The sequence below is a fragment of the Pseudomonas izuensis genome (assembly GCF_009861505.1).
Lineage (GTDB): Bacteria > Pseudomonadota > Gammaproteobacteria > Pseudomonadales > Pseudomonadaceae > Aquipseudomonas > Aquipseudomonas izuensis.
Genome location: NZ_WTFT01000033.1, coordinates 1 through 21,300, shown reverse-complemented (window position 1 = coordinate 21,300; position 21,300 = coordinate 1). Strand labels below are relative to the sequence as shown.

At 59.4% G+C, this 21,300-nt stretch carries 21 protein-coding genes; 13 read left to right on the top strand and 8 right to left on the bottom strand.

The window, feature by feature from the left end; genetic code table 11:
- Positions 1 to 333 precede the first annotated feature (333 nt).
- The 5 genes from GPL81_RS23790 to GPL81_RS23770 are packed head-to-tail and all read left to right on the top strand — an operon-like array spanning position 334 to position 5,945.
- Positions 334 to 1,722, top strand: a complete 1,389-nt coding sequence (locus GPL81_RS23790) for a TackOD1 domain-containing metal-binding protein (protein ID WP_160108695.1) — start codon at positions 334 to 336, stop codon at positions 1,720 to 1,722.
- 6 nt (positions 1,723 to 1,728) lie between these two features.
- Complete coding sequence (locus GPL81_RS23785; protein WP_160108694.1) at positions 1,729 to 3,057, top strand: glycosyltransferase family 2 protein; 1,329 nt, start codon at positions 1,729 to 1,731, stop codon at positions 3,055 to 3,057.
- A 1-nt stretch (position 3,058) separates the two neighbouring features.
- Positions 3,059 to 3,880, top strand: coding sequence for a hypothetical protein (locus GPL81_RS23780; protein WP_160108693.1), 822 nt, complete (start codon positions 3,059 to 3,061; stop codon positions 3,878 to 3,880).
- A gap of 6 nt (positions 3,881 to 3,886) precedes the next feature.
- Positions 3,887 to 5,008, top strand: coding sequence for an HlyD family secretion protein (locus GPL81_RS23775; protein WP_160108692.1), 1,122 nt, complete (start codon positions 3,887 to 3,889; stop codon positions 5,006 to 5,008).
- Complete coding sequence (locus tag GPL81_RS23770) at positions 5,001 to 5,945, top strand: NAD-dependent epimerase/dehydratase family protein (RefSeq protein WP_160108691.1); 945 nt, start codon at positions 5,001 to 5,003, stop codon at positions 5,943 to 5,945. Before GPL81_RS23775 ends, GPL81_RS23770 begins: the two co-directional genes overlap by 8 nt.
- Here the strand turns inward: GPL81_RS23770 and GPL81_RS23765 are convergent.
- The gene (locus tag GPL81_RS23765) at positions 5,917 to 6,177 is read right to left on the bottom strand and encodes a hypothetical protein (RefSeq protein ID WP_160108690.1); all 261 of its coding nucleotides are present in this window, start codon (positions 6,175 to 6,177) and stop codon (positions 5,917 to 5,919) included. The two genes, GPL81_RS23770 and GPL81_RS23765, sit on opposite strands and share 29 nt — an antisense overlap.
- 436 nt (positions 6,178 to 6,613) lie before the next feature.
- On the opposite strand from GPL81_RS23765, the gene GPL81_RS23760 reads away from it, so the two are divergent.
- Positions 6,614 to 7,678, top strand: coding sequence for a hypothetical protein (locus GPL81_RS23760; protein ID WP_160108689.1), 1,065 nt, complete (start codon positions 6,614 to 6,616; stop codon positions 7,676 to 7,678).
- A 33-nt stretch (positions 7,679 to 7,711) separates the two neighbouring features.
- The gene (locus tag GPL81_RS23755; RefSeq protein WP_160108688.1) at positions 7,712 to 8,065 is read left to right on the top strand and encodes a DUF1428 domain-containing protein; all 354 of its coding nucleotides are present in this window, start codon (positions 7,712 to 7,714) and stop codon (positions 8,063 to 8,065) included.
- Positions 8,066 to 8,080: 15 nt separating this feature from the next.
- Here GPL81_RS23755 and GPL81_RS23750 read toward each other — a convergent pair whose 3' ends face one another.
- Entirely contained in the window at positions 8,081 to 8,275 is a 195-nt protein-coding gene (locus GPL81_RS23750) for a hypothetical protein (protein ID WP_160108687.1), read from the bottom strand.
- A gap of 60 nt (positions 8,276 to 8,335) precedes the next feature.
- On the opposite strand from GPL81_RS23750, the gene thpR reads away from it, so the two are divergent.
- A complete protein-coding gene (thpR, locus tag GPL81_RS23745) occupies positions 8,336 to 8,875 on the top strand; it encodes an RNA 2',3'-cyclic phosphodiesterase (RefSeq protein WP_160108686.1) in 540 nt (179 codons plus the stop codon).
- Positions 8,876 to 9,134: 259 nt separating this feature from the next.
- Here thpR and GPL81_RS23740 read toward each other — a convergent pair whose 3' ends face one another.
- The 5 genes from GPL81_RS23740 to GPL81_RS23720 form a co-directional block, all read right to left on the bottom strand.
- A complete protein-coding gene (locus GPL81_RS23740) occupies positions 9,135 to 10,232 on the bottom strand; it encodes a polyamine ABC transporter substrate-binding protein (protein ID WP_096510711.1) in 1,098 nt (365 codons plus the stop codon).
- Between the two features lie 183 nt (positions 10,233 to 10,415).
- Positions 10,416 to 11,300, bottom strand: coding sequence for an ABC transporter permease subunit (locus GPL81_RS23735; protein WP_160108685.1), 885 nt, complete (start codon positions 11,298 to 11,300; stop codon positions 10,416 to 10,418).
- Positions 11,297 to 12,178: an ABC transporter permease subunit gene (locus tag GPL81_RS23730; RefSeq protein WP_172901670.1), complete on the bottom strand. Its 882-nt coding sequence runs from the start codon at positions 12,176 to 12,178 to the stop codon at positions 11,297 to 11,299. Before GPL81_RS23730 ends, GPL81_RS23735 begins: the two co-directional genes overlap by 4 nt.
- Before the next feature lie 29 nt (positions 12,179 to 12,207).
- Positions 12,208 to 13,350, bottom strand: a complete 1,143-nt coding sequence (potA, locus tag GPL81_RS23725; RefSeq protein ID WP_096510717.1) for a polyamine ABC transporter ATP-binding protein — start codon at positions 13,348 to 13,350, stop codon at positions 12,208 to 12,210.
- Positions 13,351 to 13,672: 322 nt separating this feature from the next.
- Complete coding sequence (locus tag GPL81_RS23720) at positions 13,673 to 14,434, bottom strand: gamma-glutamyl-gamma-aminobutyrate hydrolase family protein (protein ID WP_160108683.1); 762 nt, start codon at positions 14,432 to 14,434, stop codon at positions 13,673 to 13,675.
- Between the two features lie 281 nt (positions 14,435 to 14,715).
- Between GPL81_RS23720 and GPL81_RS23715 the strand changes: the two genes are divergently transcribed.
- The 4 genes from GPL81_RS23715 (at position 14,716) to GPL81_RS23700 (ending at position 20,014) form a co-directional block, all read left to right on the top strand.
- Positions 14,716 to 16,092: a glutamine synthetase family protein gene (locus GPL81_RS23715; protein WP_160108682.1), complete on the top strand. Its 1,377-nt coding sequence runs from the start codon at positions 14,716 to 14,718 to the stop codon at positions 16,090 to 16,092.
- Positions 16,093 to 16,270: 178 nt separating this feature from the next.
- Positions 16,271 to 17,761, top strand: coding sequence for an aldehyde dehydrogenase (locus GPL81_RS23710; protein WP_160108681.1), 1,491 nt, complete (start codon positions 16,271 to 16,273; stop codon positions 17,759 to 17,761).
- Between the two features lie 52 nt (positions 17,762 to 17,813).
- Positions 17,814 to 19,091, top strand: a complete 1,278-nt coding sequence (locus tag GPL81_RS23705; RefSeq protein WP_096510725.1) for an NAD(P)/FAD-dependent oxidoreductase — start codon at positions 17,814 to 17,816, stop codon at positions 19,089 to 19,091.
- A 374-nt stretch (positions 19,092 to 19,465) separates the two neighbouring features.
- On the top strand, positions 19,466 to 20,014 hold the full coding sequence (locus tag GPL81_RS23700) for a cupin domain-containing protein (RefSeq protein WP_084322852.1): 549 nt from the start codon (positions 19,466 to 19,468) through the stop codon (positions 20,012 to 20,014).
- 17 nt (positions 20,015 to 20,031) lie between these two features.
- On the opposite strand, the gene GPL81_RS23695 is transcribed toward GPL81_RS23700, so the two are convergent.
- Positions 20,032 to 20,457, bottom strand: a complete 426-nt coding sequence (locus tag GPL81_RS23695) for a hypothetical protein (protein WP_160108680.1) — start codon at positions 20,455 to 20,457, stop codon at positions 20,032 to 20,034.
- Positions 20,458 to 20,596: 139 nt separating this feature from the next.
- Between GPL81_RS23695 and GPL81_RS23690 the strand changes: the two genes are divergently transcribed.
- Entirely contained in the window at positions 20,597 to 21,046 is a 450-nt protein-coding gene (locus GPL81_RS23690; RefSeq protein WP_160108679.1) for an anti-virulence regulator CigR family protein, read from the top strand.
- Positions 21,047 to 21,300 lie beyond the last annotated feature (254 nt).

The following is a 21,300-nucleotide window of genomic DNA, read 5'->3' as shown; positions in this document are numbered from 1 at the left end:
TGCAACTGGTTTCGAGTCGCAGATACTGCCGAATGGCGCAACGCTATCAATGATGTCAATTTGATTGGCAATCAATTATGTGTGAGGTTATTAGTTCGTTAGTTCTTTTAAATGATTGAAAAATAAATAATTTCAAATTCGTATTGTTTTTGCTTTCGATCAAATTGTCCCGCGATAAGATGTACAAAAATTCATTGAATTGTCTGAAGAACTTTCGACGGTCGGACTGTCAAAAAATAACTTCACAATTAAGCATGCGCTTCTCTGATGCGGTGCTAGTGTTGGTATCTCCTGTCAATCGCACTTCTCGGTCTTTTGTAGAGGGCGTATGTCATGCCGATTTCAAATCCGCGAATCGCGATACTCGGTAATAGAGTTCCCAGCCTGAATCTTCCCGAGATTGCACACTTTGCCGATTTTGCCAGCCTGTTGGCTGTCGCCGCATTTGATGTACTGCTGCTGGATATGCCCGGCACCCATGCGGGAAAATTCCTGCGCAAGTTGCGCTCCATCCGCCCCTATCGTTACACCCTCATTTATTGCTGCCGCGATCAGGATGCCTGGTGCGAAGCCCTGGGGGATGGCGCTTGCCCGGTCGACTCCAACGAAATCAAAACCAATTGGCGGAGCTGGCTGGAACGCTTCCGCCTGTTCAGTAAAGAGGCCGCCCCGGAGCGCTTCGAAAGTCGGGTGCTGTCCTGGCTTTGGCTGCGCGACGATGCGCGCATCTATGCCCTGCGCGACCCGGAAGTACCCCAGCATTATCGCTATCCGTTACTGGACGCGCTGGCGGACAACGAGCCAGTCAACTCGTTTGTCTGGTTGACTCTGATGGCGCAACAGGACTGGCTGGAAGAGGGCGTTCTGGTCGACCGGGTTCGCCTCTGTGCGGACTGTGGCTCGGGCCGGCTCAATTACATCGATGTGTGCGCCGAATGCCAGGCCCTGGACATTTCCCGTCAACCTTCATTGCACTGTTTCACCTGCGGTCACGTCGGACCTCAGGAATCCTTCCTCAAGGACGGGGTGTTGTTGTGCCCCAATTGCCTGAACCGTTTGCGCCACATCGGCAGCGATTACGACCGCCCGATGGAGAACTATCGCTGTCGGTCGTGCCAGGCGTTTTTTGTCGATGCCGAAGTGCAGGCCCGTTGCCTGGACTGCGGCCTGTCGCACACCCCCGACAAGTTGCGGGTGCGGGAGATCAGGGATTTCCGCCTGACCGAGGCCGGTCGTTTCCGCTGCCGCCAGGAGTTCAGTGATCGCTCGGCCCAGCACTTCGGTCGACTCACGCTGCTGGGCGGCAAGGATTTCTATGACCTGCTGACCTGGCAGATCCAGCTCGTGCGTCGCTACCCCGAGCCGGCCTTCTCGTTGATCGGCCTGCGCTTCGTCAACCTGACCGGGGCCTTGTCGCGCCTGGGTGAACAACGCGGTCACGCGTTCATCGACAGCGTGACCGATCGGCTGAAGGAAACCGTCAGGGAAACGGACCGCTGCTCGCGAAGCACGGAGGAGTTCTTCTGGATCATGCTGCCCCATACCGATGCCAAGGGCCTGGCCATCGTCAAGCAACGCCTGGGCAAGGTCGCGGAATTGTTTTCCGCACCGGAGATCAGCGACATTTCCCTGCGTGTCATCAGCATCACGGCGCCCGAGGAACTGCTCGATCAGGAAGATGGCGAACTGCTTCTGGCCCGTCTGGCCAGTGAGCTGGGGTGACGCACCATGAGCCCATTGATGGAGCAACTCTACAACCTGATCGTTTCGCTCATGGGCTCGGATGGATTGAGCCGGTTGTTCTACATGCTTTTCCCCTTGTTCCTGATGTTCGAACTGCCGCTGATGATCCTGGTGATGCTCGGGGTCTTGCGCTGGTTCACACGGCGACGCAGCCAGGTGCCGAGGAACAGCCTCTATCGACCGAGGGTCTCTTGCATCATCACCTGCTACAGCGAAGGCATGGATGTGCAGACCACGCTGCTGAGCTTGTGCGAGCAGACGTACCAGGGCCACATCGAGATGATTCCCGTGGTGGATGGCGCCACGATGAATCAGGCGACACTCAGCGCCGTGCGCAGTTTCGACGTCGATCCGCAGTTGTACCCCAGGCGCCATTTGCGGCCGATCGCCAAATGGCAGCGTGGCGGAAGGGTGTCGTCATTGAATGCCGGCCTGTCGCTGGCCAGCGGTGAAATCGTGATGGCGCTCGACGGTGATACGTCCTTCGACAACAATATGGTTACCTCCATTGTGCGGCATTTCGAAGACCCTTCAGTGCCGGCGGTGGCTGGCAGCCTGCGGGTACGCAATGCCTGGACATCCTGGGTCACCGCGATGCAGGCGCTGGAATACCTGTTGTCGATTCACATGTCGAAAATCGGTCTGTCCGAATGGAACCTGGTCAACAACGTCTCGGGAGCCTTTGGCGCGTTCCGGCGCAGCTTCCTGGTGAAAATCGGTGGCTGGAACACCCATACCGCCGAAGACCTGGATCTGACGTTGCGCATCAAAAGCTATTTCAAACGCCACGACCTGCGTATCCCCTTCGAACCCGAAGCGGTCGGGCACACCGACGCACCGGCAACGCTCAGGCAGTTCCTGATGCAACGATTGCGTTGGGACGGTGACTTGTATTTTCTCTACATCAGAAAGCACAACCACAACATCAACCCGCGCCTACTGGGCTGGCCAACCTTTGTGATGATCCTGCTCACAGGGTTCTTTTTTCAGTTGGTACTGCCATTCCTCATCTTCAGCTACACCTTGCTCGCCTTGTTCATTCTGCCGGGCAAGACGCTGCTGTTTCTGTTTGTGCTGGTCTATCTGCTGTACCTGATGATCACCGCACTGTTGTTCTTCGCCATGTTGCTGATGGTCTCCGACCGACCCCGGCAGGACATGACCCTGGGGTTGCTGGTGCCGGTCTTCCCGTTGTTCATGCTGATCCTGCGGTGCTGGAGCGCGGTGGCGATGCTCAACGAGATGTTCCGTCGCGGGCATGAAGAAAGCTCGATGGCGCCCTGGTGGGTACTCAAGCGAGCCACGAGGTTTTGATATGCGATCGATACTGTTTGCGCTGGCGCTGTGGTTACCGCCCGCGTTGATGGCGCAGGCGGCGCCGTCGACATGGTCCCAGGCCAGTTACGTATGGGACAGCGAAACGCTGCTCGATCCCGGGCAGCGGGCAACTGAACTGGCGGCGCTGCGCAAGGCCGGGATGGACAAGATCTACCTGGGCCTCAAGTCGGCTCAGATTCGGGATCTGGGCACCACCCGCCAACGGTTGGAGCAATTGCTGCAGGACGCGGCGAAACAGGGGGTGCAAGTGAGCCTGTTGCTGGGCGATCCGCAATGGATCGAGCCCGAAGGGCGCCATCAACTCACCGATCTGCTGGCGAAATTCAAGGGACTGTCCTTCACCAGCCTGCACCTGGATCTGGAAGTCGAGCAGTTGGGCGTTCCGGTCCCCGATCAACGCTTGAAAAACCTGCTTGAGACTTTGCGCATGGCCGCCGCGCAGAGCCCCTGGCCGGTAGAAATGTCCAGCCACCCTCGCTGGTTCGCCGAGCCGAAACCCGGACAAACCTGTGTGCCCTGTGCGCTGCCCGACACGGGAGTGCGCCAGGTCAGCCTGATGATCTACACCCGCAACCCGAAAAACAGTGCACAAAAGGCCGAGCAGATCGCCAAACGCTGGCCCGCGCTGCAATTTCGCCTGGCACAGAGCACAGAGCCGCAGCTGGACGCCACGGAGTCCTGGGCCGGCGCGACCACCGAACAGTTGCAACACCAGACCAACGCCTGGCGTGAACAACTGCAACCTTTGGGGATTGCCGGCATCGACTGGCAGGCCTGGCGAGACTTTCCAAAACGGTGAGCCGTGATGAAGATTCGTTTCGATAGTCGCAAGGAGTTGAACCCGACTCAGGAACAGGGCTTGAGTGTGCTCTACGCGCCTGGCAAGCGCGCGGCGTTTCGCGTGCGCTGGTATCTGATCCTGTTGCTGGTGGCGAGTCCGTTGATCTGGCTGGGGGGCAAGCTGGTGTACGGTATGCTGATGATCGACGCCCCGGCGCAATTGCGCTTGCCGATTCTGGAGGTACGCGCCCGGGATACCGGACGGGTCGAGCAATTGTTCGTCAAGGCCGGTGACCAGGTGCGGGTCAATCAACCCCTGGCCAATCTCGATAACCCCGAATGGCGTGCCCGGCTTGCGCAACTCGCCGCCATCCCGACGGTTACCGCGCAAGCGAGCAATGCCAAGCTGGGAGGCCGTGAGCGCCAGTTGCTCCAGACCCGAATTGCCCGTTCGCAGGACCGCATCAGGGTGCTTGAGGATCTGGTGATACGGGGCGCGGTGTCCCGTGGCGAAGTGCTGGCGGCCCAGTCCGAACTCGACAGTTTCAAGGCCGACTTGCTGGCGTTCGAGCGCCGCGAGCAACTGGCCAATCAGCCATTGAGCGAGGAGCGCGACAAGGCTCAACGCAACGCCGAGCAGAAGTGGTTGCAAACGCGCCTCGCCGCGCTGCCGGTCACGGCCGCGCAGAGCGGGCGGGTGGCGGAAGTGCTGGTCAACCCCGGCGAAAACGTCGGCGCCGGCACCCTGCTGATGCGCATCGAACAGATGGAGGAGCCGCTGCTGTGGATCTATCTGGAACCGCTCAATATCAGCCATGCCGGGATCGGCCAGCCGCTGCGCGTGCGTATGCCCGACGGCAAATGGTTGACGGCGCGGGTGGTCCAGTCCGTGGACAGCGCCGGTCGCACGCCGACGGTGTTGCGGGGGCCGTTTGCCGCCAGCGAGATGGGTTTGCAGGTCGCCGCCCGGTTCGATCACCCATTGCCGCCGCGCTGGCGCATCGATCAATTGCCGTTGAATGTCCGCTTCCCGACTGATTGGGATCAAATGGTCACCGACAGCCGTGAGTTCATTGAAGAGTTGGGCGACTTCATTGCCATGTATCGACCCGACACCAACGTGCAGGGGAGTAATAGTCATGACTGAACGAATTCTGGTGACGGGCGGTGCCGGTTTCATCGGCTCGCACCTGGTCGAAGCACTGCTTGAGAACGGCTACGGCGTGCGGGTGCTGGACGACCTTTCCACAGGAAAACTGTCGAACTTGCCGGTTGATTGCTGCCACTTGTCCCTGGTGGTGGGGGATGTCGCCGACGCACCGACGGTGGCGCGGGCGATGAAAGACTGTAGCGCGGTGGTGCATCTGGCGGCGGTGGCGTCGGTGCAGGCGTCGGTCGACGACCCGGTCGCCACGCACCAGAGCAACTTCGTCGGCACGCTGAACATTTGCGAGGCGATGCGTCTGGCGCGGGTCAAGCGGGTGGTCTATGCCTCCAGCGCGGCGATCTATGGCAACAACGGCGACGGCACCGCCATCACCGAGGACACGCCCAAGAATCCGCTGACGCCCTATGCCGCCGACAAGCTGGCCAGCGAACATTTTCTGGACTTCTATCGCCGCCAGCATGGCCTCGAACCGGTCATCCTGCGATTTTTCAATATTTACGGGCCGCGTCAGGACCCTTCATCGCCGTACTCCGGCGTCATCAGTATTTTCAGTGAGCGAGGGCAAAAAGAACTCCCCATTACCGTTTACGGCGATGGGGAGCAAACGCGGGATTTTGTGTACGTCGGTGACCTGGTCAAGATCCTGGTACAAGCGGTCGCTGAGCCGAAACCGGGCATCGAGGCGGTCAATGTCGGGTTCAACCGATCCACCAGCCTCAATGATCTGGCGACGCTGTTGAGCGAGCTGTTGGGACGGCCGCTGACACTGAACTACAGTGCGGCGCGTCCCGGTGATATCAGGCATTCACGGGCCGATAACCGCCGCCTGCTGGATCGTTTTTCCCCGGCCCCGCCAACCTGTGTTGCCGACGGCCTGGGCCATCTGCTCAGGAGTATTGATTGCGGCGGGCGCTAGCGGCGAACTCGCTCGCCAGCAAATGCTCGGCCAGCACATCGTTGAGGAAGCGGAACTGATCATTGAGCCCGACCACTTCGTTGTTGAAGTGCTGGCCGGCGGATGGAATCAGCATTGCTTCGAATTTTTTGTCGAACATCAGGGTCAACACTTTACGAGACTCGAATTGCTGCGAGTAGTAGTTGTTGCCGAATACCGGGAAGCTCACGGACAGGGTGACTTCGTTGATCATGACGTGCGCTCCTCGGAGATGACGAACCAGCCAAATACAGTCAACGTGAAGGCCGTCAGGGCCATACAGGTCAGGAGATGGATCAGCATGATTCGACCCTCCGCTACAGGTTTCGTGTTGGGTTGAGATTGATCCTACGCTGACGGTCATCAGGTGGAAGGCATTCGTGGCGATGTTGAATATCGATGGGAGTGATGGTCGGTTTTGTGGGTGACCTCCAGGGCCCCATCGCGGGCAAGCCTCGCTCCCACAGTAGTCAGTGGTGGAATGCAGATTTGTGAACACCCTTGATCCCTGTGGGAGCGAGGCTTGCCCGCGATGGCGGCCTCAAGAACACCATCAATCCCGAGAGGGCAACGGCCCGCACCTATACTCAAATCAGGGCCTTTCAAGCACCGGGCATTCGGTTCGGTGCAGACTTTCAGGAACCGCGATCTTGAACCTGCGTTCGTTGATCGTCGCTGTATTGCTGGTGTTGGCGGGTTGCGTCACGGCGCCGCGCGCGCCGGTAGAAACGCCGCAGATCATGGTTGCGCCCAGCACCTGGCAGCAGGTGGACCGGGAGATTGTCGAGGCGTCGCAATCGGCCACCGAGCAGACCAGAATCTACGCCCGCGGCGCCATGGATTACTGGCGCACGCGGGTCTACGAACTGACTGAACAAAACTTCATTCCCTGGTTCAGCAGCTACTGGACCCAGGAATGGCTGTCGATGAAAGTCAGCTGGTACACCATCAGCGCCAAGGGTGAACAGGATGCTTCGGAGAAGCGCCTGGCCGCTTATCTGCTGGAGCAATATCAGGAAAAAGTGCTGGCTCCGGCGGCACTGGAGGTTGATCCGGATGCGATTCTCACCCTGGCGGCTGCCTTCTATGTGGACATCCTCAAGGAAGAACTGCAAAAAATCTCCCAGCGCCACGGCGTACCCATGGCTCAGCTCAATGGCCGCATCCAGAAAGTCCCGGCGATTGCCCTCGGGCCGCCCCCGGCGCGCAACGCCTCGCTGTACCAGATCGTTTACGCCGAACCGCTGAACAACCTGCCGGCCTACGCCGCGCTGATCGACAAAATCCACAAGGCCGGGGGCGAAAAGGGCGTCGGTTCAACCGACATCGCCATGGCGCCGGTGGCCAGGCGCGCCAGCCGACGAATGGAAGCTGAAATGGCCCCACGAGGGGCGGCCAGTGCCGTGGCGGCGGCCGCCGGGAAACTCGCGGGCGGATTGATTACCGTCGGGGTCGCGGGGGTTCGCGCATTGATTCAATCCGCCGACCGGCCCGACAGCGAAGCGCTGATTCGTAGCAGTCTGGGCAACACGTTCGACAAGGCCTGGACCAAGCTGGTGCAGAACCCGACCACCGGTGTCATGGCCGGGACCCTGTACATGGCAGGGCAGATCGAAGGCAACCTGGCTGCCAGCGCACAACCGCCGGTCGGCCTGCCAGCCGAACATGTCGAATCGCAGCCGAGCCAATCGACTAACCAGCAGATCAACCCATGAACGTATTTACCTGTGAGCTCAAGGAGAACACCCATGTCTTACGTCAATGCTTTTGCCGCTGCGGTGCCCACCGCCAACCGCGAAAAATTCAAGGAACACGCCGAAATCGCTGCCGGGATTTTCAAGGAGAACGGGGCTCTGAGCGTGGTCGAGTGCTGGGGCAATGATGTGCCTGATGGCAAGGTGACTTCCTTCCCGATGGCCGTGAAACTCAAGGCAGACGAAACCGTGGTGTTCGGCTGGCTCATCTGGCCGGACAAGGCCACCAGCGATGCGGCGATGGAAAAAATGATGGCCGACCCGAGGATGAAGCCGGACGTCAATCCAATGCCGTTCGATGGCCAGCGCATGATCTTCGGCGGTTTTGAAACGATCGTGAAGGCGTGAATAGCCATCGCAGGATCACTCGGATGTAGGGGTGATCCTGCAACTCTTGCGGTTACGAATCTCGCTGTCCGTTGGTCGTTCCCTGACGAACTCGAAGCGCGGCTCACCTTCGTTGTAGTGAACCAGCCAGCCCCATTCCAGCTCGAACTCGTCCTGACCGGGTTTCGGTGGCACGGCCCACCATGGCTCTTTGCTGATGATTTCTCGCATGGCGCCCTCCAGTTTTAGCGTTTGCATGAACTATAACTTGGATGTCAGGAGGTGCCACGCATGAGCGACGAATCCCGTGAGCCATTCAAACGGCTGTTTTTTGCCCTGGACTGCGCGCCGGCGCAACGCAAGGCCATCGCCCAATGGCGTAGCGCGCTGCAACTGAGGAACGGGCGGCCAGTACCGGCGGAGAACTTCCACCTGACCCTGAAATTCCTCGGATCGGTCGGTACGGCCCAGATTGCCGATATCTGTAAGGCGGCCGCGTCCATCCGTACCTCGGGCGAGCGATTGACCGTTGTGCTAGACCGGCTCGATGTATGGCGCAGGGCAGGGGTTCTGATCCTGGCACCGGAGCAGGCGCCGCCGGCGTTGTTGCGCCTGGTGTATGACCTGGAGCAGGCCGTGCTGCCGTTTGCGCCGCAAGATGCGCCACGGGAGTTTCGCCCGCACCTGACCCTGGCGCGCGACTTTCGCGCACCGGTGCCCGAGTCCGCCACACCACCGGAGTTTTTCCTGCGCGCCGACCGTTTCACCCTGTTCGAATCCCACAAGGGCCGCTACCTGGCGCTGGCCTCGTGGCCGCTGGGTAGCGCGTAAACGAAAAAAAGGCGCCCGAGGGCGCCAAACTTCACCTTAACCGAGGAGCCAGGTGAGCAACGCAGCGGTGGTAAGGCGCTGCGTGAACGGAAATCTTGTGGTTAATCTGATTGCTACGTTGGATGTGATGGCCTCATCGCGAGCAGGCTCACTCCTACAAGGATCTGTGTTGTTCACAAGTCCCGGTTCCAACACAGTTCCCTGTAGGAGTGAGCCTGCTCGCGATAGCGGTATCAGATTCAGCGTTATATCGAGTGAATTACTTACCGAGTTTTACCTTGGTCCAACCCCGGGTCATCACCCGCTGCACACCGATCGGCATATCAGGAATGGCATACAAGGTCGCCATGGTTTCCTGCGACGGGTACGAGCCCGGATCGTTGCGAATCGCTTCATCCACCAAGGGCGTTGCCGCCGCGTTGGCGTTGCTGTAGCCGATGCTGTTGGTGATTTCGGCAATGATATCCGGGCGCATCAGGAAGTTCATGAACAGGTAGGCGTTCTCGACGTTGGCCGCATCGCGCGGGATGGCCACCATGTCGTAGAAACTGCCGGCGCCTTCTTTGGGGATGCTGTAGTCGATCTTCACCTTGTCGCCGGCTTCCTGGGCGCGGGCCTTGGCTTGCAGCACGTCGCCGGAATAACCGACGGCCACGCAGATATTGCCGTTGGCCAGATCGGAGATGTACTTCGACGAATGGAAGTACGCCACCGACGGGCGAATCTTCATGAACAACGCTTCGGCTTCGCTGATGTGCTGCTTGTCCTGATCGTTCACCGGGTAGCCCAGGTAGTGCAGGGCGGCCGGGAGCATCTCGGTCGGCGAATCGAGGAAACTGATACCGCAGGCTTTCAGTTTTTCCGCGTTTTCCGGCTTGAACAGCAAGTCCCAGGAGTTGGTCGGGGCGTTGGCGCCGAGCACTTCCTTGACCTTGTCCGGGTTGAAGCCAATGCCGATCGAGCCCCACATGTACGGGAACGCATGAGCGTTATCCGGATCACTGGCGGAGGCGTTCTTCAACAGCACCGTGTTGAGATTTTTCCAGTTCGGCAGTTTGGATTTGTCCAGTTCCCGATAGACGCCGGCCTTGACCTGCTTGGCCAGGAAACTGTTGGACGGCACGACGATGTCGTAGCCGGATTTGCCTGCCAGCAGGCGAGCTTCAAGGGTTTCGTTACTGTCGAACACATCGTAGGTCACCTGGATCCCGGTCTCGTCTTCGAACTTCTTGACGGTGTCCGGGGCAATGTAGTCCGACCAGTTGTAGACGCGCAGAACCTTGTCATTGGCCTGGGCGCCGGTCGCAATCGCGCCCAATAAGGACAGTGTCAGCAGAGTCCTGCCAAACATTTTCATCGGTACAACTCCATTCTTTTTACTGAAGAGCTTTCTTATTCAAATCACACCGCAAATACGCTTGCACGCTTTTATGTAGGAGCGAGCCTGCTCGCGAAAAACTCAAGGACGACGCGTTCATTCAGGTAGCCAACGTTATCGTTTACGTCCATCGCGAGCAGGCTCGCTCCTACAGGGGCGGCACTAGGCCGTCGCTTCTGCCATTTGCTTTTTCGGTTGCTGCCACGATTCGCTCGCAGTCTGGTCCATGGCTTCCTGAATCGCCCGTTTGCGGCTGGCTTCGGCGCGACGGCTGAAGTACCAGACCATGAAGGTCACGATCGACACCGCCAGCAGAATCAGGCTGGCCACGGCGTTGATCTCCGGCTTCACGCCCAGGCGCACCGCCGAGAACACTTCCATCGGCAGGGTCGTGGAACCCGGACCCGAAACGAAGCTCGCCAGTACCAGGTCATCCAGCGACAGGGCAAAGGACATCATGCCGCCGGCCGCCAGTGACGGCGCGATCATCGGGATGGTGATCAGGAAAAACACCTTGAACGGCTTGGCCCCGAGGTCCATGGCCGCTTCTTCGATGGACAGGTCCAGCTCGCGAAGGCGGGCGGAGACTACCACCGCCACATAGGCGGCACAAAACGTGGTGTGAGCGATCCAGATCGTCACGATGCCGCGTTCCATCGGCCAGCCAATCAATTGCGCCATGGCCACGAACAGCAGCAACAGCGACAGACCGGTGATCACTTCCGGCATCACCAGCGGCGCGGTCACCAGGCCACCGAACAGCGTGCGGCCCTTGAAGCGCGTCACCCGAGTCAGTACGAACGCGGCCAACGTTCCCAGCGCGACTGCCGCAACCGCCGTATAGCAGGCGATTTCCAGCGAGCGCACCACCGAGCCCATCAGTTGCGAGTTGTCGAGCAGGCCGGCGTACCACTTGAACGACCAGCCACCCCACACCGTCACAAGCTTGGAGGCGTTGAACGAGTAGATCACCAGAATCAGCATCGGCAGGTAGATGAACGACAAGCCGAGCCACAGCATCATTTTTGAGAAACCGAAACGTTTCATCCCCGTGCCTCCATTTCTTTGGCCTGGCTGCGGTTGAACAGCAGAATCGGCACAATCAGGATCAACAGCATGACCACCGCCAGGGCGGACGCCACCGGCCAGTCGCGGTTATTGAAGAACTCTTGCCACAGCACGCGACCGATCATCAGGGTCTCCGGGCCGCCCAGCAGTTCCGGGATCACGAACTCGCCCACCACCGGAATGAACACCAGCATGCAACCGGCGATGATGCCGTTCTTGGCCAGTGGCACGGTGATTTTCCAGAAGCTGTTGAAGGTGCTCGAACCCAGGTCCGACGCGGCTTCCAGCAGGCTCTGATCGTGCTTCACCAGGTTGGCGTACAGCGGCAGGATCATGAACGGCAGATACGCATACACCACGCCGATATAGACGGCAGTGTTGGTGTTGAGGATCTCGATCGGGTGATCGATCAGCCCGGTCCACAGCAGGAAGGCGTTGAGCAAACCGTTGTTGCTGAGGATGCCCATCCACGCATAGACACGGATCAGGATCGCGGTCCAGGTCGGCATCATGATCAACAGCATCAGGACGTTTTGCGCTTCCTTGCTCGCCTTGGTGATGGCGTAGGCCATCGGAAAACCGATCACCAGGCACATCAGCGTACTGAACAGCGCGACCTTCAACGAACCGAGGTACGCCGAGATGTAAAGCTCATCTTCGCCCAGCAACGTGTAGTTGCCGATGTTAAGCAGCAGATTGAATTTCTGCTCGGCGTAGGTGTAGATCTCCGAGTAGGGCGGAATGGCCAGGGCTGCTTCCGAAAAGCTGATCTTCATCACCAGGAAGAATGGCAGCATGAAGAACAGGCACAGCCACAGGAACGGAATGCCGATGACGATCTTGCGACCGCTGGGCACCAGGCGCAGGAATTGCTGATTGAAGGTTCTCATGCGCGCAGTACCACGCCGCTGTCGTCTTCCCACCACACGTAGACCTGATCGTCCCAGGTCGGACGTGCCCCACGGCGTTCGGCGTTGGCCATGAACGACTGCACGACTTTGCCGCCAGGCAGTTCGACGTAGAACACCGAGTGACCGCCGAGGTAGGCGATGTCATGCACCTTGCCGCTGGACCAGTTGTAGCGGGTGTCAGGCTTGGTGGTGCTGACCAGCAGTTTTTCCGGGCGGATCGCGTAGGTGATCGATTTGTCCTGCACCGAGGTGCTGACGCCGTGACCGACGTAGATCTTCTGCTCCAGATCCGGGCTGTGAATGATTGCGTGACCTTCCAGGTCTTCCACCACCTGGCCGTCGAAGGCGTTCACGTTGCCGATGAATTCGCAGACCATGCGGCTGACCGGTGCTTCGTAGATATCGACCGGGCTGCCGATCTGGGCGATCCAGCCCAGATGCATGATCGCGATGCGCTGGGCCATGGTCATGGCCTCTTCCTGGTCGTGGGTCACCATCACGCAGGTCACGCCAACGCGCTCGATGATCTCCACCAGTTCCAGCTGCATTTGGGAACGCAGCTTTTTATCCAGTGCACCCATCGGTTCGTCGAGCAACAGCAACTTCGGCCGCTTGGCCAGGGAACGGGCCAGGGCCACGCGCTGACGCTGGCCGCCGGACAACTGATGGGGTTTGCGTTTGGCGTATTGGGTCATGTGCACCAGACGCAGCATTTCGTCCACGCGGGCGTCGATTTCAGCGGCGGGCAAACGGTCCTGCTTGAGGCCGAAGGCGATGTTCTGCGCCACGGTCATGTGCGGGAACAGGGCATAGGACTGGAACATCATGTTGATCGGCCGCTCGTAGGGCGGCATGTCGGTGATGTCCACGCCATCGAGCAAAATCCGCCCTTCGGTCGGGCGTTCGAAGCCGGCGAGCATGCGCAGCAGCGTCGATTTGCCGGAACCGGAACCACCGAGCAGGGCAAAGATTTCGCCCTGATGAATTTCCAGGGACACATCGTCCACGGCGGTGGTCTCGTCGAATTTCTTGGTGACGCGATCGACTTTCACCAACACCTTTTTCGGTGCCTGGTGACCTTCAAGGGCCTTCCTGTAAATGCTGGAGGCGTTTGCCATGTGAAACTCCCAACAGGTTTCAGTCGCCAGGCCAACGCGGCCCGACTTAATAGTTGTTTGCAAACCCGGTTCTGGCTCTTGTGGGAGCAAAGCTTGCTCGCGATGGCGGTGTATCAGACGACATCAATGTTGGTTGATCCGCCGCCATCGCGAGCAAGCTTTGCTCCTACAGGGTTACCGTTTCAGCCGGGTTTATCCGGTGCCGCCTTCCTGGCTGCGGTACTTGTTTTTATTGCAGTGTGTTGTTGTCGCGGGCGACGGGCGCGCAAAGGCACGCCCGCATAACCCACGGGGGCAGTCAATTGATGTTCAGTGTTTTACGTCAGCGCGCGTTCCGCAGCGCCGCCCGTTGCCGGCACGCTTCGCCGAACGCCTGGAAAATGCTCAAGTAAGGCGGATTGTCCAGGACCTGCCATTCCGGGTGCCATTGCACGCCGAGGGCGAAGGCCTTGCTGTTCTCCACCGAGACTGCCTCGATCAAACCATCGGGAGCCACGGCTTCGGCGCGCAGGCCGGGAGCCAATCGGTCGATGCCCTGGCTGTGAATCGAATTGACCTGGAACACCGGCGGCAGATCCAGGGCTTCGAATACACCGCCCGGCTGCACGTTCACCGCGTGAGCGGGAGCGTATTGCACGGCCAGGTCCGGATGGTTGGCTTCGCGATGATCGAGGAAGCCGGGAAGTTCATGGACTTTCTGATGCAGGCTGCCACCGAACGCCACGTTCATCTCCTGAAAGCCACGGCAGATGCCGAGTACCGGCACGCCGGCGGCGATGGCCGCGCGGATCAGGGGAAGGGTGGTGCGATCCCGCTGGGGATCGTGTTCCGTGCCGGGAGCGCTGTCGGGGCCTTGATAGTGGAAGGGTTCCACATTCGATGGCGAGCCGGTCAGCAACAGACCGTCGAGCTGCGGCAGCAGATCCTCGATTTCGGTCAGTTCAGCCAGGGAAGGAATGACGACGGGCAACCCCAGCGCGGCAACGCTGACAGCACGCAAGTACTTGTCGCCGCTGACATGGTAGGGGTGCAGGCCAATCTGTTTGACGCACGCAGTAACGCCGATCAATGGCTTGAATGCCATTTTTATCACCTCGAAGTTTCACACTTGAACGAGCTTTTCCGGAGCTTAGCCTTGTTGATTTTAATTAACAACTCTCATGTAAAAAATTCTAAACGCCGCACGTCTGATCTTCGGGTTTTACGGGCGTTTGACGGCTGATCTGGCACTCTCGTACTTCTGAGAGGCCCGAAAATAAACGCTGAACGGCTGAGTGTTCGCTATTGACTTCACTTTGCCTTTCGGATTGACTGAGCTCGTGAAAGGGCAGTGAACATAATAATTAACAGCTAAATAGGTGCATCATGTCGGTCCCTCTGCGTACCGTTCAACTCAACGAAGCAAACGCATTCCTTAAGAAATATCCTGAGGTTTTGTACGTCGACCTTCTGATTGCGGATATGAACGGTGTGGTGCGCGGCAAGCGCATCGAACGCACCAGTCTTCATAAGGTGTACGAGAAAGGCATCAACCTGCCGGCGTCTCTGTTTGCTCTGGACATCAATGGCTCCACGGTGGAAAGCACTGGCCTGGGTCTGGACATCGGCGACTCCGACCGGATCTGCTACCCGATCCCCGGAACCCTGAGCATCGAACCGTGGCAAAAGCGCCCGACCGCGCAACTGCTGATGACCATGCACGAACTGGAAGGTGAACCATTCTTCGCCGACCCGCGTGAAGTGCTGGCTAATGTGGTGCGCAAGTTCGACGACCTTGGCCTAACTATTTGCGCGGCGTTCGAGCTGGAGTTCTACCTGATCGACCAGGACAACGTGAACGGCCGTCCGCAATCGCCACGTTCGCCAGTTTCCGGCAAGCGTCCGATGTCGACCCAGGTGTACCTGATCGACGACCTCGACGAATACGTCGACTGCCTGCAGGACATCCTCGAAGGCGCGAAAGAGCAAGGCATCCCGGCTGACGCCATCGTCAAGGAAAGCGCCCCGGCGCAGTTCGAAGTCAACCTGCACCACGTGGCCGACCCTATAAAGGCCTGCGATTACGCGGTCCTGCTCAAGCGTCTGGTGAAGAACATCGCCTACGACCACGAGATGGACACCACCTTCATGGCCAAGCCTTACCCAGGCCAGGCGGGTAACGGTCTGCACGTGCACATTTCGATTCTCGACAAGGAAGGCAACAACATCTTCGCCAGCGAGGATCCCGAGCAGAACGCCGCGCTGCGACACGCGATCGGCGGTGTGCTCGAGACCCTGCCGGCGCAGATGGCGTTCCTTTGCCCGAACGTCAACTCGTACCGTCGTTTCGGCGCGCAGTTCTACGTGCCGAACTCGCCGAGCTGGGGCATCGACAACCGTACCGTAGCGGTACGTGTGCCGACTGGTTCGCCGGACGCCGTGCGTATCGAACACCGTGTAGCCGGCGCCGACGCCAACCCGTACCTGCTGATGGCCTCGGTCCTGGCCGGTGTGCACCACGGTCTGACCAACCAGATCGAACCGGGCTCGCCGGTAGAAGGCAACAGCTACGAGCAGAACGAGCAAAGCCTGCCGAACAACCTGCGTGATGCGTTGCGCGAGCTGGACGACAGCGAAGTCATGGCCAAATACATCGACCCGATGTACATCGACGTGTTCGTGGCGTGCAAGGAAAGCGAACTGGCCGAGTTCGAAAACTCCATCTCGGACCTTGAGTACAACTGGTACTTGCATACCGTTTGATTGGGTTCAGTGGTGTACGCATTCCCTGCTTACACCACTCATCAACTGTGGGAGCAAAGCTTGCTCGCGATGGCGGCGGATCAATCAACATTGATGTTGCCTGGCACACCGCTATCGCGAGCAAGCTTTGCTCCCACAGGTCTTGCGATCACTTATTCCCCTGCGTCGAGTCACAACCATGACAATCACTCGCAGCGACTGGGAGCAACGCTTTCAGTCCCTCAACATCGAAAGCCGTGCCTTCATCGACGGTCAATATTGTGCAGCCGCCAGTGGCGCCACGTTCGAATGCGTCAGCCCGGTAGACGGCCGCTTCCTGGCCAACGTCGCCAGCACTGACGAAGCCGATGCCAACGCCGCTGTTGCCGTTGCGCGTCGTACCTTCGAGTCCGGCGTCTGGGCCAAACTGGCCCCGGTGGAACGCAAGCGCATCCTGATTCGCTTCGCCGATCTGATCCTGGAAAACCGGGAAGAGCTGGCGTTGCTGGAAACCCTGGACATGGGCAAGCCCATCAGCGACTCGATGAACGTCGATGTCCCGGCGACCGCCAACGCGATCCGCTGGACCGCCGAAGCCATCGACAAAATCTACGATGAAGTCGCCGCCACGCCCCACGATCAGCTTGGCCTGGTGACGCGTGAACCGGCCGGCGTGGTCGCGGCCATCGTGCCGTGGAACTTCCCGCTGATCATGGCCAGCTGGAAATTCGCCCCGGCGCTGGCAGCGGGTAACTCGTTCATCCTCAAGCCTTCGGAAAAATCGCCGCTGACCGCGATCCGCATTGCGCAGCTCGCACTCGACGCCGGCATCCCCAAAGGCGTGTTCAACGTCCTGCCGGGTTACGGTCATACGGTCGGCAAAGCCCTGGCGCTGCACATGGACGTCGACGTGCTGGCCTTCACCGGCTCCACCGCGATTGCCAAGCAACTGATGATTTACGCCGGGCAAAGCAACATGAAACGCGTCTGGCTGGAAGCGGGTGGCAAGAGCCCGCACGTGGTGTTCGCCGACGCACCGGACCTGCGCGTGGCCGCCCAGGCAGCGGCCAGCGGCATCGCCTTCAACCAGGGCGAAGTCTGCACCGCCGGCTCGCGCCTGCTGGTGGAGCGCTCGATCCGCGACCAATTCATCCCGCTGCTGGTGGAAGCCCTGCAGGCATGGAAACCGGGGCACGCGCTGGATCCTGCAACAACGGTTGGCGCGGTCGTCGACCAGCGTCAACTGGACAACGTGTTGCGCTACATCGACATCGGTCGCGAGCAGGGCGCCGAGCTGATCGCCGGCGGCCAACGCACCCTCGAGGACACCGGTGGCCTGTACGTGGAACCGGCGATTTTTGACGGCGTGACCAACGCCATGACCATTGCCCGTGAAGAAATCTTCGGCCCGGTGCTGTCGCTGATCACCTTCGACACGGCTGAAGAAGCCCTGGCAATCGCCAACGACAGCATCTTCGGCCTGGCAGCAGGCGTGTGGACCAGCAACCTGAGTAAGGCCCACACCTTCGCCCGTGGCTTGCGCGCCGGCAGCGTCTGGGTCAACCAGTACGACGGCGGCGACATGACCGCGCCGTTCGGTGGCTACAAGCAATCGGGTAACGGTCGGGACAAATCGCTGCACGCGTTCGACAAGTACACCGAGCTCAAGGCGACCTGGATCAAGCTCTAACAACAATAAAAGCGGCGGCCGCCGGTTGAGCTGGTGGCCATCGGAGAATCTTATGAAACATGTAAACAGCTACTACGCCGCCACCCGCAACTTCACCGGCGACTTCCCGGTACTTGAAGAGCTGGTGGAATGCGATGTCTGCGTGATCGGCGCCGGCTACACCGGCCTGTCCTCGGCCCTGTTCCTCGCCGAAGCGGGCTACAGCGTCACCGTGCTGGAAGCGGCCAAAGTCGGCTTCGGCGCCAGCGGTCGCAACGGCGGTCAACTGGTCAACTCCTACAGCCGCGACGTCGATGTCATCGAAGAGCGCTATGGCGACAGGACCGCTGAAGTGCTCGGCAGCATGATCTTCGAAGGCGCCGACATCATCCGCCAGCGCATACAGCACTACGACATCCAGTGTGATTATCGTCCGGGTGGCATCTTTGCTGCGCTGAACAAAAAGCAGTTCAAGGGCTTGGCCGAGCAGAAGAAAAGCTGGGAACGCTACGGCAACAAGAACCTGACCCTGCTCAGCGAGTCGGACATCAAGCGCGAAGTGGGTTGCGACAACTACGTCGGCGGCCTGCTGGACATGCAGGGCGGGCACATTCATCCGCTGAACCTGGCGCTGGGCGAAGCGTCGGCGATCATCGGCCTGGGCGGCAAGATTTTCGAACAATCGGCGGCGGTGGAAATCACCTACGGCGAACCGATCACCGTGCGCACCGCCAAAGGCGTGGTGCGGGCCAAGTACCTGCTGATCGCCGGTAACGCCTACCTGCCGCAAGGCCTGGACAACCGTGTCACCAGCAAAAGCATGCCCTGCGGTTCGCAGATTGTCGTCACCGAGCCGTTGACGGAGAAACAGGCCAAGAGCCTGATCACCAACAACTACTGTGTTGAAGACTGCAACTACCTGCTCGACTACTTCCGCCTGACTGCCGACAACCGTCTGCTCTACGGCGGTGGCGTGGTCTATGGCGCCCGCGAGCCGGATGACATCGAACAACTGATCCGCCCGAAAATCCTCAAGACCTTCCCGCAATTGAAGGACGTGAAGATCGACTACCGCTGGACCGGCAACTTCCTGCTGACCATGTCGCGCATGCCGCAATTCGGCCGTATCGAGAAAAACGCCTACTATATGCAGGGCTATAGCGGCCACGGCGTCACCTGCTCGCACCTGGCCGGCAAGTTGATCTCGGAAATGATCCGCGGCGACGCTGAACGCTTCGACGCCTTCGCTTCCCTGCCACACATGCCGATGATCGGTGGGCGCACGTTCTCCGCGCCGCTCACCGCCATGGGCGCCGTTTACTACTCGCTGCGCGACCGTTTCGGCATCTAAGCGTTACCTCGCCGGCGGTCGCCCCAAAAGGCACCGCCGGCTTTTTTGTCGCCAGAAACACCGCATTCCACTGTGGGAGCGAGCCTGCTCGCGAAGAGGCCATATCAGCCAACATCGATGTTGCCTGACACACCTCACTGTAGGAGCAAGGCTTGCCCGCGATTTCGCCAAATCAGGCAATATTTCAGCCGTCTGACAGACCGCTATCGCGAGCAAGCTTTGCTCCTACAGCAACACCAACAAACGTGATTTAATAGCCGCCTTTCACGTTTCCGGGACCGGAAAACGGCGTTATCCGCGCCTGCTCTCCACCCTTCCATTATCACTGCAGGAGCGAGCAATTTCGTTCCTGCGGGTTGGCACATAAGGCTGTCATGGATACGGGCTCACGACTCAAATTAGTACGCGAAAGCTACAAACTCTCCCAGCGCGAGCTGGCCCGGCGTAGCGGCGTCACCAATGCCACCATCTCGCTGATCGAACAGAATCGCGTCAGCCCCTCGGTCAGTTCCCTGAAAAAGCTGCTCGAAGGCATCCCCATGTCCCTGGCGGACTTCTTCACCTTCGACCAACCCCCGCGCGAACACCAATACGTCTTCCGCGCCAACGAACAACCTGACCTGGGCCGCCATGGCCTGCGCCTGCTGCTGATCGGCGCCTCCGTCCCGAGTCGGCAGATGCGCCTGCTGCGCGAGCAATACGCGCCGGGCGCCAGTTCCGGGGAAGAGCCGATCGTGCACTCCGAAGGCGAGGAGTGCGGGCTTGTGACCCGTGGCACCGTCGAGTTGACCGTGGATGGTCAGATCAGTGTATTGAACGCCGGAGACGGGTATTACTTCCCGACGACGCTGCCGCACAAGTTCCGGAATATTGGGGCGGATGAGGCCGAGATTATCAGCGCGAACACGCCGGCGAACTTCTAACGGCGAGCGTGAACCGGCTATTTTGCCTTCCATTGCCCGCCCCCCGATTCGCAATCGATCCTGGCCTGATCCATGTGTTCCGCGCCGTAATAGTAAGTCGTGACCTGAGCATTATCCGGAATGTTCAGGGCATTGCTGTTCTTGTCCTTGCTGGTGGCGTGTGGGTTGGCCAGGGATTCTTGCGTCAGCGTGGCGGTGCAGGTGGCCTGATACAGATCGGCACATTTTTCGACTTTTTTCCTGGTGCTGGCCAGCATGTCCCTGCTCTCGTTGCTGCACGACCAGTCAATCGCATTGACCGGCATGCCTTCATATTCATAGCAACTGTGGGTTTCGACGAGGGGAACCGAGGGACTTTGGGATCGCGTCAGCACGTCACAGCCTTCTGCGAATACCAGTGTGGGGCCAAGGCTGACGATTAAAAGCAGCAGTCTACTGTTCATCGGGATTTCCTCTCCAATGGCGCCCTGATTGATCAAGGATCGGCGCTGATAGAGTTTCGAAAACGTGAACAAGTGCGCGGTTCCATCGTCAACAACGTCTAAAGTTCACGGAAATTGGTCTGCCTTGAAGGAACGACTCATGCACCGATCCCGCTCATTGATCGCAGCTGTTACATGCCTTGCATTGGTCACCGGCCCAGTGACCGCATGGGCCGATCCCGGCAATGGAAAGGGCCAGGGAAATACGCAGGACCACGGCAACCAGGGCGGACATGGAAATAAAGGTAAAAAGTCAGGGGGCAGTGATTGGGATCATGGCCCGAGTATCGATCGCGCCGGCGTGCTCGGGATTGTCGGTGGCTATCGCGACTATTGGACGCCTGGTCCGGCTTTGCCTCCCGGCATTCAAAAGAACCTCGCTCGAGGCAAACCGCTGCCACCGGGGATTGCCAAAAAGCTCGACGGTCGATTAATCGGCAGGTTGCCACATTATGACGGGTACGAATGGCAACAGGCAGGCACGGACTTGATTCTGGTCGCGCTGGCCACCGGGCTCATTTATGAAGTGCTCAACGGGGCTTTTGACTAGCGTTTGTGGGGCGAGGCGATTCGACCACATTCTCGAAAGCGACGTTTGGGCACCGGCTGTCGCGAGCGTTTGAACTGTCAGGGGGTTACCGCGTCATACACCACGCGAAATCAATCCTACGGAAGCAATCATGCTTTTAAACAAAAAGAGTCTCGCCGCCGTCCTGTCCTGCGCCCTGATGCTCGCAGCCGCTCCATTACTGCCCGCCAACCTATCCATCATCAATTCCGCACACGCTAAAGATGGTGGTGGTG

What these genes read in the sequence shown, in the direction of transcription:
- GPL81_RS23770 (WP_160108691.1), top strand. Translation starts at nt 5,001, where the DNA reads ATGACTGAACGAATTCTGGTGACGGGCGGTGCCGGTTTCATCGGCTCG.
- GPL81_RS23790 (WP_160108695.1), top strand. Translation starts at nt 334, where the DNA reads ATGCCGATTTCAAATCCGCGAATCGCGATACTCGGTAATAGAGTTCCC.
- GPL81_RS23765 (WP_160108690.1), bottom strand. Translation starts at nt 6,177, where the DNA reads ATGATCAACGAAGTCACCCTGTCCGTGAGCTTCCCGGTATTCGGCAAC.
- GPL81_RS23750 (WP_160108687.1), bottom strand. Translation starts at nt 8,275, where the DNA reads ATGCGAGAAATCATCAGCAAAGAGCCATGGTGGGCCGTGCCACCGAAA.
- GPL81_RS23700 (WP_084322852.1), top strand. Translation starts at nt 19,466, where the DNA reads ATGGATACGGGCTCACGACTCAAATTAGTACGCGAAAGCTACAAACTC.
- GPL81_RS23705 (WP_096510725.1), top strand. Translation starts at nt 17,814, where the DNA reads ATGAAACATGTAAACAGCTACTACGCCGCCACCCGCAACTTCACCGGC.
- GPL81_RS23735 (WP_160108685.1), bottom strand. Translation starts at nt 11,300, where the DNA reads ATGAAACGTTTCGGTTTCTCAAAAATGATGCTGTGGCTCGGCTTGTCG.
- GPL81_RS23690 (WP_160108679.1), top strand. Translation starts at nt 20,597, where the DNA reads ATGCACCGATCCCGCTCATTGATCGCAGCTGTTACATGCCTTGCATTG.
- potA (WP_096510717.1), bottom strand. Translation starts at nt 13,350, where the DNA reads ATGGCAAACGCCTCCAGCATTTACAGGAAGGCCCTTGAAGGTCACCAG.
- GPL81_RS23710 (WP_160108681.1), top strand. Translation starts at nt 16,271, where the DNA reads ATGACAATCACTCGCAGCGACTGGGAGCAACGCTTTCAGTCCCTCAAC.
- thpR (WP_160108686.1), top strand. Translation starts at nt 8,336, where the DNA reads ATGAGCGACGAATCCCGTGAGCCATTCAAACGGCTGTTTTTTGCCCTG.
- GPL81_RS23780 (WP_160108693.1), top strand. Translation starts at nt 3,059, where the DNA reads ATGCGATCGATACTGTTTGCGCTGGCGCTGTGGTTACCGCCCGCGTTG.
- GPL81_RS23785 (WP_160108694.1), top strand. Translation starts at nt 1,729, where the DNA reads ATGAGCCCATTGATGGAGCAACTCTACAACCTGATCGTTTCGCTCATG.
- GPL81_RS23715 (WP_160108682.1), top strand. Translation starts at nt 14,716, where the DNA reads ATGTCGGTCCCTCTGCGTACCGTTCAACTCAACGAAGCAAACGCATTC.
- GPL81_RS23695 (WP_160108680.1), bottom strand. Translation starts at nt 20,457, where the DNA reads ATGAACAGTAGACTGCTGCTTTTAATCGTCAGCCTTGGCCCCACACTG.
- GPL81_RS23775 (WP_160108692.1), top strand. Translation starts at nt 3,887, where the DNA reads ATGAAGATTCGTTTCGATAGTCGCAAGGAGTTGAACCCGACTCAGGAA.
- GPL81_RS23740 (WP_096510711.1), bottom strand. Translation starts at nt 10,232, where the DNA reads ATGAAAATGTTTGGCAGGACTCTGCTGACACTGTCCTTATTGGGCGCG.
- GPL81_RS23755 (WP_160108688.1), top strand. Translation starts at nt 7,712, where the DNA reads ATGTCTTACGTCAATGCTTTTGCCGCTGCGGTGCCCACCGCCAACCGC.
- GPL81_RS23720 (WP_160108683.1), bottom strand. Translation starts at nt 14,434, where the DNA reads ATGGCATTCAAGCCATTGATCGGCGTTACTGCGTGCGTCAAACAGATT.